13 protein-coding genes are annotated in these 12,431 nt (G+C 57.6%); 2 read left to right on the plus strand and 11 right to left on the minus strand.

Features of this window, described 5'->3' with window-relative positions; genetic code table 11:
• Positions 1–53 precede the first annotated feature (53 nt).
• Entirely contained in the window at positions 54–392 is a 339-nt protein-coding gene (locus ACTG2U_RS08985) for a hypothetical protein (protein ID WP_439974376.1), read from the plus strand.
• An 84-nt stretch (positions 393–476) separates the two neighbouring features.
• Here ACTG2U_RS08985 and ACTG2U_RS08990 read toward each other — a convergent pair whose 3' ends face one another.
• The 4 genes from ACTG2U_RS08990 to rplU all read right to left on the minus strand — a co-directional run bounded on the left by ACTG2U_RS08990 (position 477) and on the right by rplU (position 4,203).
• A complete protein-coding gene (locus ACTG2U_RS08990; RefSeq protein WP_335812867.1) occupies positions 477–1,847 on the minus strand; it encodes a YjiH family protein in 1,371 nt (456 codons plus the stop codon).
• 366 nt (positions 1,848–2,213) lie between these two features.
• Positions 2,214–3,416, minus strand: coding sequence for an Obg family GTPase CgtA (cgtA, locus tag ACTG2U_RS08995; protein ID WP_005339026.1), 1,203 nt, complete (start codon positions 3,414–3,416; stop codon positions 2,214–2,216).
• A 200-nt stretch (positions 3,417–3,616) separates the two neighbouring features.
• The gene (gene rpmA / locus ACTG2U_RS09000) at positions 3,617–3,874 is read right to left on the minus strand and encodes a 50S ribosomal protein L27 (RefSeq protein ID WP_005339028.1); all 258 of its coding nucleotides are present in this window, start codon (positions 3,872–3,874) and stop codon (positions 3,617–3,619) included.
• Positions 3,875–3,891: 17 nt separating this feature from the next.
• Positions 3,892–4,203, minus strand: coding sequence for a 50S ribosomal protein L21 (rplU, locus tag ACTG2U_RS09005; protein WP_005304210.1), 312 nt, complete (start codon positions 4,201–4,203; stop codon positions 3,892–3,894).
• Positions 4,204–4,445: 242 nt separating this feature from the next.
• Here rplU and ispB point away from each other — a divergent pair, with 242 nt between their 5' ends.
• Complete coding sequence (ispB, locus tag ACTG2U_RS09010) at positions 4,446–5,417, plus strand: octaprenyl diphosphate synthase (RefSeq protein ID WP_439974377.1); 972 nt, start codon at positions 4,446–4,448, stop codon at positions 5,415–5,417.
• A gap of 81 nt (positions 5,418–5,498) precedes the next feature.
• Here ispB and ACTG2U_RS09015 read toward each other — a convergent pair whose 3' ends face one another.
• The 7 genes from ACTG2U_RS09015 to mutL all read right to left on the minus strand — a co-directional run bounded on the left by ACTG2U_RS09015 (position 5,499) and on the right by mutL (position 12,397).
• Positions 5,499–5,687, minus strand: coding sequence for a DUF2065 domain-containing protein (locus ACTG2U_RS09015; RefSeq protein WP_005339036.1), 189 nt, complete (start codon positions 5,685–5,687; stop codon positions 5,499–5,501).
• A gap of 105 nt (positions 5,688–5,792) precedes the next feature.
• Complete coding sequence (gene hflC, locus ACTG2U_RS09020; RefSeq protein ID WP_005339038.1) at positions 5,793–6,677, minus strand: protease modulator HflC; 885 nt, start codon at positions 6,675–6,677, stop codon at positions 5,793–5,795.
• 3 nt (positions 6,678–6,680) lie between these two features.
• Complete coding sequence (gene hflK, locus ACTG2U_RS09025; RefSeq protein ID WP_005339041.1) at positions 6,681–7,832, minus strand: FtsH protease activity modulator HflK; 1,152 nt, start codon at positions 7,830–7,832, stop codon at positions 6,681–6,683.
• A 91-nt stretch (positions 7,833–7,923) separates the two neighbouring features.
• Complete coding sequence (hflX, locus tag ACTG2U_RS09030) at positions 7,924–9,210, minus strand: ribosome rescue GTPase HflX (protein ID WP_005339043.1); 1,287 nt, start codon at positions 9,208–9,210, stop codon at positions 7,924–7,926.
• Between the two features lie 63 nt (positions 9,211–9,273).
• Complete coding sequence (gene hfq, locus ACTG2U_RS09035) at positions 9,274–9,537, minus strand: RNA chaperone Hfq (RefSeq protein ID WP_335812869.1); 264 nt, start codon at positions 9,535–9,537, stop codon at positions 9,274–9,276.
• Between the two features lie 72 nt (positions 9,538–9,609).
• A complete protein-coding gene (gene miaA / locus ACTG2U_RS09040) occupies positions 9,610–10,539 on the minus strand; it encodes a tRNA (adenosine(37)-N6)-dimethylallyltransferase MiaA (protein ID WP_267513051.1) in 930 nt (309 codons plus the stop codon).
• Entirely contained in the window at positions 10,529–12,397 is a 1,869-nt protein-coding gene (mutL, locus tag ACTG2U_RS09045; protein ID WP_439974378.1) for a DNA mismatch repair endonuclease MutL, read from the minus strand. Before mutL ends, miaA begins: the two co-directional genes overlap by 11 nt.
• Between the last annotated feature and the right edge of the window lie 34 nt (positions 12,398–12,431).

Below are 12,431 nucleotides of genomic sequence, written 5' to 3' on the forward strand. Positions count from 1 at the left end.
GGAGCAATAGACTCCCCCTCACTTTTTGTCACACCACACTGTTCAGGTTATCTATGTCAAAACATCTCGTTCTGATGGGCGCGCTGACGCTCTCCGGCTGCGCCCTGTTGTCTCCCCCCGCCCCTACCGTCACCCCAGTGCACCTTGCCGATCCCAGCCAGCGCGGCTTCTACATCGAGTGCAGCAGCATGAAAGCCTGCTTCCAGCAGGCCAACCAGACCTGCCCGCAAGGTTACAAGGAGACCGATCGTCGCCAGCAGACGCTCTACAGCACCCAGTATCTTGGGGGAAGCTATGACGACGAGAAGAAGGTCTACATGGCAGCCAAGCCCTATCGCATCGCCAACACGGTCCACTCGTTAACCATCCAGTGTCCCGTCACTACAGGCTGAGCCAACCGAAGGGGTACTCTCTTCCGTCACTGCGAAAAAGAAAACGGTCAACCGAGGTTGACCGTTTTTCACTGCGCTGCGCCCTTAGAACAGCAGATGTGCCACCCCGGCGATAACCGGCAAGGTGACCAGAGTGCGCAGCAGGAAGATAACGAACAGCTCCCACAGCTTGACCGGGATCTTGCTGCCCAGCAGCAGGGCGCCCACTTCGGACATATAGATCAGCTGGGTTACCGACATGGCGGCAATCACGAAGCGGGTCATGTCGCTCTCGATGGTCGAGGCCAGCACCGCCGGAATAAACATGTCGGCAAAACCGACCATGATGGTCTTGGAAGCCGCTTCCGCCTCCGGCAGTTGCAGCAGCTCCAGCAAGGGGACGAACGGGGCGCCAAGCCAGTTGAAGATAGGGGTATGTTCGGCCAGCATCAGGGCACAGGTACCGATCGCCATCACCACCGGCAGCACGCCAAACACCATATCCAGTGCATTCTTCACCCCTTCCCGCGCGACGGCGCCGAGATCAGTCATGCTGTCAGCCTTGGTCAGCGCCCGCTCGAATCCATAGCTCATCACGCTGTGCTGGTGTGGCACTGCTTCCTGCTTGCGGCACAGGGGGGTGCCATCGGCATAGATGTCCTTTTTCCAGCAGAGCGGTGGCAGACGCGGCACCACGATGGCGGCGACCACCCCCGCCAGACAGACGGTCAGATAAAAGGGAACGAACATGTGCTCCAGCTTCACCTGGGAGATCACCACCAGACAGAAGGTGATGGAGACCGCAGAGAAGGTGGTGCCAATCACCGCAGCTTCACGCTGGGTGTAGAACTTCCCTTCGTACTGCTTGCTGGTCAGCAGGATGCCGACGCTGCCATCGCCAAGCCAGGAGGCAAAGCAGTCCACTGCGGAGCGACCCGGCAACCGGAAGACAGGACGCATGATGCGGGTCATCATGGTGCCGACAAATTCCAGCAACCCGAAATCGAGCAGCAACGGCAGCAGCAGGCCGGCAAAAATGAAGACTGAAAACAGCACCGGCAGCAGATCGTTGAGCACCAGTCCACCGGTTGCGCCGGAGTAAAGCACCTCTGGCCCCACCTGGAAGAAGGTCAGCAGCACGAAGATACCGCCCAATACCCGCACGCAGGCCCAGAAAGGGGAGACATTGAACAAACTGTTGAGGAAAGGACGACGCACCAGAATCGCCGGCTTGAACAACCAGGCAATCAGCGTCATCAGCATGGTGGTGGTGATCACCGCACTGACCATGGCGACCAGATAATCGGCAAAAACGCGCTGCACCAGCTTGGCCAGCACGGCCACCGGGATGGTGACGTTAGCGTCATAGATGACCGGCGTCATGAACAACAGGATCCCGATAAGTGACGGAACCAGAAACATCAACAAGTTACGGCGAGTATTGACCGCAGGTGCTTCGAGACTCTTTTCCAACATGATATGACTGCCCTAATGTTACTTTTCCCTAGCCCGGTCAACCTGCGTATTCATGCATTAACCGGCAAAACGGGCGCAAGAATACTCTAAAAAAATGCACAAACAAGCCCTTAAGGCAGAAATTTGCACATAAATATTCCCACAGGCAAACCTTCCATTAAAACAATAAGATACAGCGGCGCATATCGATTCAATCGACATCGCCAGATGATTGTTTCGTTATTGTTAATTTTGGTGGGCAGTATAATCGGTTATCAGTGGCAGGCAATAAGTGACATCACAAATATACCTAATGAGTTGCTGCTCGATAGACATAAAAAAACCGGAGCCTGTTCAGGCTCCGGTTTTCAATGAGAGTGACGGGGATCAGTCACGGACGTAGATGACTTCAACGCCATCATCTTCGTCGTCATCCCAATCGTCATCATCAAGCCCTTCATCGAATGCAAGAGAGGCAGCCAGTGCTTCCGCTTCAGCCTTGGCCAACTGGTTCTTGTGGTAGTCGTCCCACTTGAACTCCACCTTCTCGATGGCGTCTTTGGCATCTTCCGCCAGCTGACGGGGCATGGTATCCAGCAGATCCAGAATGTCGTAGCAGACCTTCTTGGTGCCTTCCTTGCTGATGGCAGTGATGGCATAGACCGGACCTTCGTGGTTCAGGGCCGCCTTGACGCGATCCATCACCTCCTGGGCTTCTTCTTCCAGGATCAGGTCCATCTTGTTAAACACCAACCAGCGCGGCTTGCCAGCCAGTTCCGGGCTGTACTTCTCCAGCTCCTTGACGATGGTCACGGCATTTTCAGCAGGGTCGGAGCCATCAACCGGGCAGATATCCACCAGGTGGATCAGTACGCGGCAACGCTCGAGGTGTTTCAGGAAGCGGATACCCAGACCTGCACCTTCGGCAGCGCCTTCGATCAGACCCGGGATATCGGCGATCACGAAGGAGCGGGAGTTCTCACCACGCACCACACCTAGGTTCGGTACCAGGGTAGTGAAGGGGTAATCAGCTACTTTCGGGCGAGCTGCAGAAACGGCGCGAATAAAGGTAGACTTGCCTGCGTTGGGCAGACCCAGCATGCCGACATCGGCCAGCAGCAGCAGTTCCAGCTTCAGGGTGCGCACTTCACCCGGAGTACCGTTACTTTTCTGGCGGGGAGCACGGTTGACGGAGCTCTTGAAGCGGGTGTTGCCCAGACCATGGAAACCACCTTTGGCAACCAGCAGCTTCTGCTCGTGGTGGGTCAGATCCCCCAGCAGTTCACCGGTATCTTCATCGGTCGCACGGGTACCGACCGGCACACGCAGGATCTTGTCCTTGCCGCGGCGACCGGTACAGTTGGCGCTCTGACCATTCTCACCGCGCTCGGCAGCATGGAAACGCTCGAAACGGTAGTCGATCAGGGTATTGAGGTTTTCGTCGGCGATCAGATATACGTCGCCACCGTCACCGCCGTCACCGCCGTCCGGACCACCGTTGGGAATATATTTTTCACGGCGAAAGCTTACACAACCGTTACCACCGTCACCGGCATCGACTCGAATCTGGACTTCATCAACAAACTTCATAGGTAACCGTCACCTTAATTCGAAAAACCGATACGCAATTATAGTGGTACAGACCCCTGCGGGCGATACGCATCTTGCCAATCATGCCCGTCAGAGCCAAAGTCAGCTGCGTTCCGTTTTTTCGTCAACGACATCAGAAAGACGTCAGAAAAACAAAAGCCCCGCCTGTTGGCGGGGCTTCGGATCCTTGCGGTCCGTAATTACTCAGCAACGATGCTAACGTACTTACGATTCAGCGGACCTTTAACTTCGAACAGGATTTTACCAGTCGCGGTTGCGAACAGGGTGTGATCCTTGCCCAGACCAACGTTGGTGCCAGCGTGGAACTTGGTGCCGCGCTGACGAACGATGATGCTGCCAGCCAGAACTGTTTCGCCGCCGAAACGCTTCACGCCCAGGCGTTTAGCTTCAGAATCGCGACCGTTGCGGGATGAACCGCCAGCTTTTTTGTGTGCCATTTATCGGACTCCTCTAATTAAGCGCTGATGCCAGTGATTTTGACTTCAGTGAACCACTGACGGTGGCCCGCTTGCTTACGATGGTGCTTACGACGACGGAACTTGACGATAGTCACTTTCTCGCCACGGCCGTGAGCCACAACTTCAGCTACAACCTTGCCACCTTCAACGAAAGGAGCACCTACTTTAAAAGTGTCGCCTGCAGCAACCATCAGAACTTCGTTGAAGTCGATGGTAGCGCCAGTCTCAACGTTCAGCTTTTCCAGACGAACGATTTGACCTTCGGCCACACGGTGTTGTTTTCCGCCGCTTTGGAATACCGCGTACATTTGATTAACTCCGTAAAGGCATGTCTTTTGCTCAAGGCTAGACATGCGCAAAAACCTATAACAATGGGCGGGCATTCTACGCAAATCGATCTGCTCAGGCAAGGCCAATTTAGCAAAAAGTTTATTTTGTGCGCATATCTGCCGCCGTGGATAAACGCCTAACTGTAACCCATTGTGAAATCGTGTAGAATCCCTGCCATTACTAAAATCGCAGTTATTGCTGCTGTCACGTTACGAGACTTATGGACCAACAGACTATCCGTGCGCTCTGTGCCGCCGACATGACGGCGGTCAATGAACTGATCCTGGCCCGACTCCAGTCCGACGTTAGTCTGATTAATCAGCTGGGTTTCTACATTGTCAGCGCCGGCGGGAAACGGATGCGCCCCATGCTGACCGTGATGGCTGCGCGTGCGCTGGGCTATGAGGGTGAGGATCACCTGAAACTGGCCGCCATCATCGAATTCATTCACACCTCTACCCTGCTGCATGACGACGTGGTCGACGAATCCGACCTGCGCCGCGGCCGGGAGACCGCCAACGCCATGTTTGGCAATGCAGCCAGCGTGCTGGTCGGTGACTACCTCTATAGCCGCTCCTTCCAGATGATGGCCGAACTCTCCAACCTGCGGGTGATGGAGATCCTCTCGGATGCCACCAACACCATCGCCGAAGGGGAAGTGTTGCAGCTGATGAACTGCAACGATCCGGATACCACCGAAGAAAGCTACATGACGGTCATCTACTGCAAGACCGCCAAGCTGTTCGAGGCCGCCACTCGCCTTGCCGCCGTGCTGACCCATCAGCCCGAGCCCGTCGAGCAGGCCATGACCGATTACGGCAAGTATCTGGGCACCGCGTTCCAGATCATCGATGACGTGATGGACTACTGCTCCCAGAGCGAAGAGATGGGCAAGAACGTCGGCGACGATCTGGCCGAAGGCAAACCGACCCTGCCGCTGCTGCGCGCCATAGAAGTGGGCACGCCGGAAGAGCGCCAGCTGGTGCGCGATGCCATCGAGCACCGCAACGGCATGGAGCATCTTGAGCAGATCCTTGGCATTCTCGACCGCACTGGCGCGCTGGAGTACTCCCGCATGCGTGCCAGGGAAGAGGCCGACAAGGCCATTGCCGCCCTCGCTATCCTGCCTGACACCCCGCACAAACAGGCGCTGGAAACACTGGCCCACATGGCCGTGCAGCGCAGTGCCTGAGTAAACGACATGCATGAAAAAAGAGGCCTTCGGCCTCTTTTTTATTGTCTGCTATCTGCTGGACAGTGCATTGCGCCAGACTCAGCGACTCAGCATCCAGAGGATCACGCTGCCCGCCACCACTAACGAGCCGCCGATACGGCGCAACTGCTCCGGTGGCTGATCGCTCAGCAGCCGCAACATCTGCTGCCATGCCCTGGGCATCAACAACGGGCCGAGCCCCTCGAACAACAACAGCAATCCCAACCCCATCAGCATGGATGTCAGCATCCGACCTCCTTCAATGCAACCAGCCCCTCGGGTCAACGGCTGGCATTGGCACCAAAAACAAAAGGGTCTGACAATGCAGACCCTTTGAATGTGACCTCGTGGCGATTACTGCTTGGTGCCGTGAGGAGACTTGAGGTAACGGAAGAACTCGCTGTCCGGCTTGAGCACCATCAGGTCGTTGCCACCGGCAAAGCTCTTGCGATAGGCCTCCATGCTACGCACGAAGCTGAAAAACTCGGGGTCTTTCTTGTAGCTGTCGGCATAGATCTTGGCGGCTTCCGCATCCCCTTCACCACGCAGCTGGCGAGCGTTACTCTCGGCGTCGGCGATCATGACGGTCACCTTGCGGTCGATATCGGCACGCAGGATTTCAGCCTTCTCGCGACCCTGAGAGCGGTGCTCACGGGCGACTGCGGTACGTTCGGCACGCATCCGCTGGTAGATGGAGTTGGAGACTTCCACCGGCAGGTTGATCTGCTTGATCCGCACATCCACCACCTTGATACCGAGCTCGGAGGAGCGCGCCATCTTCTTCAGGGCATCTTCCATCACGGTACTGCGCTCACCGGAGACGATGTCCTTGATGGTGCGGTTACCGATCTCGGAACGCAGACCGTTATTGATCTTGCGCTTGAGCAGATCTTCAGCCTGCAGCTTGTTGCCACCACCGGTTGCCAGGTAGTACTTGGAGAAGTCCTCGATCTTCCACTTCACGTAGGAGTCGATGATCAGGTCTTTCTTCTCGGAGGTGACAAAACGGTCGGCCTGGCTGTCAATGGTCTGGATGCGGGCATCCATCTTGCGAACCTGGTCGATGAGCGGCACCTTGAAGTGCAGGCCCGGCTCATAGAGGCGGGGTTCACCGGAGTCAACCCGCTTCACCTTGCCAAACTGCACCACAATCCCCTTCTGACCTTCATCAACGATAAAGACAGAGGAGAAGCAGACCATGGCCGCGACAGCGATTGCACCAATAGCTAGCTTTTTCATCTATCAGTTTCTCCCTGAGCTGAAGCGGTCACCGCTACGCAGCGGCATTGTCGGCGTAGAGTTGGCACCCTCGTTGGAAACGGGGACCTGCTCTGTGACCGGGGCGACAGTGGCACGATCAGACTGGGCAGCCTTCGGCTTGCCAGACAGCTTGTCGAGCGGCAGGTAGATCATGCTGTTGTTGCCAGCCGGCATGTCGACCACCACCTTGTTGGCCTGCTGATAGAGCTCTTCCATGGTTTCCAGATAGATACGCTCACGGGTCAGCTCGGGGGCAGCCAGATACTGGGGCAGCAGCTCGTTGAAGCGAGCAACTTCACCCTGGGCTTTCAACACGATCTGGGACTTGTAAGCTTCCGCTTCCTGCTCCAGACGCTTCACCTGGCCACGGGCCTTGGGCTCCACTTCACGAGCATAGGCTTCTGCTTCACGAATGAAGCGCTGTTCATCTTCCTGAGCGGAGATGGCGTCATCAAAGGCGTCTTTCACCTCTTCCGGCGGACGCGCCGGCAAGAAGTTGACGTCGACGATCTGCAGACCCATCTGGTAAGGCTCGATGATGCCATCGATCACCTGCCAGGTCTCCTGACGCACCTTCTCACGACCGGTAGTCAGGACGTCATCCATCCGGGTATGACCCACCACGTAGCGCAGGGCGCTATCGGTGGCCTGACCCAGACTCTCGTCGGCATTGGTCACGCTGAACAGATACTGCTCGGGATTGACCACACGGTACTGCACGTCCATCTCGACCCGTACCACGTTCTCATCCTGAGTCAGCATGAAACCGGAGGCAGGCAGGGAGCGCACGGACTCGACGTCCACCGGGATCACCTGATCGATAAAGGTCGGCTTCCAGCGCAGGCCCGGCTCGACAATATGGGAAAACTTGCCAAACCGCAGCACGGCACCACGCTCCGCTTCGCGAATGGTGTAGAAGCCGCTGACGACCCACACCACCACAGCCACAACCAGCGCGATGGAGATACCAAAGCGACCTACATCGCCGCCAGATTTGCCGCCACCAAACAAGCCACCGAAACGGCGACTCACTTTGCGCAGCATTTCATCCAGATCAGGGGGTCCCTGATTCTTGCCGTTATTCCCCCAAGGGTCACGGTCTTTGCCGTTGTTACCAGGCTCATTCCAAGCCATCAGCGTCTCCATTAATACATGCGGATGGATATCATCTCTATCGGGCCATCATACGTTGAGAAGCCCCTAAGGGTTCATCTTCATCAACGAATCAATGCCTGATAAAGCGTTGTAAACTCTCACCTTCCTGTTTCACGAGGCGGTTCCAGTCGGCCACTTGCAAGCGGACTTCCAGCACGAAATCCCCCTCCTCGCTAAAACCTTCCTGCTCAATCCCTTTCAGCTGATAGAGCGCACTGCGCAATCTCGCGGCAGAAGGAGGCAACTGCAGGGTGTGATGCACCATGGAGCCAGCCAGCAATTCGGTCAGCGCCGTAAACAGATGCTCACAACCTTCACCGGTCTGGGCCGACAACCAGACGCGCAACGGGCGCCCCTCGTCATCTCGCTCCAGACCTGCCGGACGATCCGCCAGCTTGTCGATCTTGTTGCAGATCATCAGCTGGGGCCTGTCATCGGCTTCAATCTCGGCCAATACCTGCTGCACGGAGTCGATATTCTCCTGCATCTGCTCATCGGCACAGTCCACCACATGGAGCAGCAGATCCGCTTCACGGGTCTCCTGCAGGGTCGCCTTGAAGGCCGCGACCAGATCATGGGGCAAGTGTCGAATAAATCCAACTGTATCCGCCAAAATCACATCACCCACATCCCGGATCACCAGTTTACGCAGGGTGGGATCCAGAGTTGCGAACAATTGGTCGGCAGCATACACGCTGGCAGCTGTAAGTTGGTTGAACAAAGTGGACTTTCCGGCGTTGGTATAACCAACCAGTGACACCGTCGGCACTTCGTTGCGGTTGCGGGCGCGGCGTCCCTGCTCCCGCTGCTTGGCCACCTTGTCGAGCCGACGCAAAATCGCCTTGATGCGTTCCCGCAGCAGACGTCGGTCAGTTTCAAGCTGGGTTTCACCCGGGCCACGCAGACCGATCCCGCCCTTTTGACGCTCAAGGTGGGTCCAGCCTCGCACCAGACGAGTGGAAAGATGGCGCAACTGGGCCAGTTCGACCTGCAGTTTACCTTCGTGGGTACGGGCGCGCTGGGCAAAGATATCGAGGATCAGGCCGGTTCGGTCCACCACCCGGCACTGGAACAGACGCTCCAGGTTGCGCTCCTGGGCGGGGGTCAGGGCATGGTTGAAGATGACGACGTCGGCATCCAGCATCTGGACTTGGGACGCGATCTCTTCAGCCTTGCCACTGCCGACAAAAAATTTGGCACTGGGCGCACTGCGACTGGTGGTAATTACCCCCAGCGCATTGACTCCGGCCGAGCTCACCAACATTTTGAGCTCTTCCAGATCCTCCCGCTCACCCTCATCACTGAAGTTGACATGCACCAGAACGGCCTGTTCGCCAGCTTCATAACGGTCAAACAAGCGCTTGCTCCTTAACAGGAATCATGATGAATCTGAGTTGGCGAGTCGACTCGCCCAGGGATATCACGCCTCGGCATCACCCTGTTCATCAGCCACGCCACCCGGAGTGGGCTGGTGATGATTAACGGCACGGGCCGGTACGACAGTCGAGATGGCGTGCTTGTAAACCATCTGGCTCACGGTGTTTTTCAGCAGGATAACAAACTGGTCAAAAGACTCGATCTGACCTTGCAGTTTGATGCCGTTCACCAAATAGATAGAAACAGGAATCCGCTCACGGCGCAGCGCATTCAAAAACGGGTCTTGGAGAGATTGCCCCTTAGCCATTTTTCTTTTCCTTATAGTTTGTTGTTTTTAAACACCGAATATCAATATAACAACCTGATTATACAGGGAGTGTCAAGCCGCACCAGCGCGAGCAAGCACGCGGTCGAGATTGCCAGACTCACCAGATTCCAACCAGGTCACGTCGGGCCAGCCGCGCAACCAGGTCATCTGTCGTTTTGCCAATTGGCGTGTGGCAACAATGCCACGATAACGCATCTCATCATACCCCACTTCACCGCACAGGTAGTCCCACATTTGGCGATAACCCACACAGCGAATGGAGGGGAGATCCGGGGTCAGATCGCCGCGCGCCATCAGCGCACGAACCTCCTGTTCAAAGCCACCTTGCAGCATCTTGTCAAAGCGCTGTTCGATACGCTGATGCAGCACGGCGCGATCGCTCGGGGCGATGGCAAACTGCTGCACCCGATAGGGCAAGCCCTCCCCCTGCACCTGCGTCAGCTCGGTAAGGGTCTTGCCGCTGATGCGGTAGACCTCCAGTGCCCGGGAGAGTCGCTGCGGGTCATTGGGGTGGATCCGCGCCCCGGCCACCGGGTCGATGCGCACAAGCTCATCGTGCAGCGCCTGCCAACCGAGGCGGGCAGCCTCTTCCTCAATCCCGGCACGAATGGCGGGATCGGCAGAGGGCAATGGGGACAATCCCTCCAGCAGCGCCTTGAAATAGAGCATGGTGCCGCCCACCAGCAACGGAATGCGGCCACGGTCGGCGATCTCTTTCATCTCCCGCAGGGCATCCTTGCAAAAATCGGCTGCCGAATAGCTCACAGCGGGATCAAGAATATCGATCAGCCGGTGCGGGGCCCGCGCCAGCTCATCGGCAGTCGGCTTGGCCGTACCTATATCCATGCCGCGATAGATCAGTGCAGAATCGACGCTGATGATGTCGCAAGGCAATGCCTGGCACAGTTCAATGGCGAGATCCGTCTTGCCGGAGGCCGTCGGCCCCATCAGAAAAATTGCGGTCGGCAAGTCACTCGCCATGTTCAAACTCCTCCAGCACGGTCGCCAACGAAAGGGGACGCACCATGCGAATATCTGTCAGTTGGTCAGCGTGAGCGGCCACAAGTTCCGTCAGCAGACGACTGGCAGTTGAAAAATCGTATATCTTCTCGCGGCTTATCCCCTGCTCCACCAGCCATTGGCATAATACTTCAGCCTGCTGAGCAGCATCACTGTCAGATCCGCCCTCGATAATTTGCAGCAATTCGGGTAACAGACGCACCAGATCGGTCTGGCGCAGCAGAGCCGGCACCCGAGTCAGGATCATGGTGTCACGCCCCCCGCTTTTCAACTCCAGCCCCATCCGTTTCAGCAAACGTTCCTGCTCGGTCACCAGCGCGATCAAATTCTTCGGCAGCTTGAAGGAGACCGGCAGCAACAGCGGCTGGGCCGCCAGCCCCTGACCCCAGGTCTCCAGCAACCAGTGGCGCAGCAGCACCCGCTCGGCGCGTACCAGTGAGAGCAGCGCCAGCTGATTATCCCGCTCGATCAACAGGTAGGCCTGCTCCACCAGTGTCAGGGCGCGACATCCCCCTTGTCTGGGTGACGGCACTGGATCAGTGGGCTGCGCAGGAGCAGCCTCAGTTGCGATAGGCAGCGTAGTGAGCAGAGCGCCCATGCCGCGCATCGCCTCCCGGCTTGGGAGCTCGGGTGGTTGATAGTTGCTGACCCGGCCTGCACCACCACCGTTCCCTTCCCGCACCTGTGCAGGTGCCCGGTAGCTGTGCTCGGCACCGTACCACTCCGGGCGTGGCGCCTGACCGGGATATTCGATCTGCGGACTGACCGGCAACTCGACCAAGGTTTCGGCCAGCGGCGCGTCCTGATGAGCGGCGCTGACTCCTTCGCGGCGCAGAGCGGTAAACAGCGCCTGAAAGATAAAGTCGTGGATCAGTCGCGCCTGATGGAAGCGCACCTCATGCTTGGCCGGGTGGACGTTGACATCCACCTGACGGGGATCCAGCTCGATATAGAGCACATAGGCGGCAAAGCGGTCGGGAGGCAGCAACTCGTCATAGGCCTGACGAATAGCGTGGTTGATGAGCTTGTCGCGCATCATCCTGCCGTTTACGTAGGTGTATTGCAGATCGTTTTGCGGTCTTGCCCCCTCCGGAGTCGCCAACCAGCCCCACAGCCGCACATCGCTGTGCTCGCTCTCCACCGCCAGCGCATGGTGCATGAAGGGGGTGCCGCAAACGGCGGCGAGGCGACGCTCCTGCTCCGGCACGGTATTGGCGGCCTTGTACTGGCGCACCACCTTGCCATTGTGGCGCAGGATCAGGGTGGCATCGAAGCGGGAGAGCGCGATGCGGCGCACCAGCTCGTCGATGTGGGCAAACTCGGTCTTTTCGCTGCGCATGAACTTGCGCCGCGCGGGGGTATTGAAGAAGAGATCCACCACCTCCACCGTGGTGCCCACCGGATGGGCCGCCGGCTTGATGGTGACGCTCATCTCGCGCCCTTCCGCCTGGGCTTGCCAGGCTTCGGACTGCTCGGCGGTACGGGAGGTGAAGGTGAGACGGGAGACCGAGCTGATGGAGGCGAGCGCCTCGCCACGAAAACCGAGGCTGTTGATCCCTTCCAGATCATCCAGCGTGGCCACCTTGGAGGTCGCATGACGCGACAGCGCCAGCACCAGCTCATCTTTGGCGACGCCACAGCCGTTGTCACGGATGCGGATCAGCTTGGCGCCCCCCTTATCGATGTCGATCTCGACCCGGTCGGCCCCCGCATCCAGGCTGTTTTCCACCAGCTCTTTCACCACAGAAGAGGGCCGCTCCACCACCTCTCCGGCTGCAATCTGGTTGGCCAGAATGGGTGGCAAAATACGGATCGGCATCATTTACTCCTGAATTTCAATCTTGCTGATGGTA

The organism is Aeromonas sp. 95A, assembly GCF_051919235.1.
GTDB classification, from domain to species: domain Bacteria; phylum Pseudomonadota; class Gammaproteobacteria; order Enterobacterales; family Aeromonadaceae; genus Aeromonas; species Aeromonas veronii.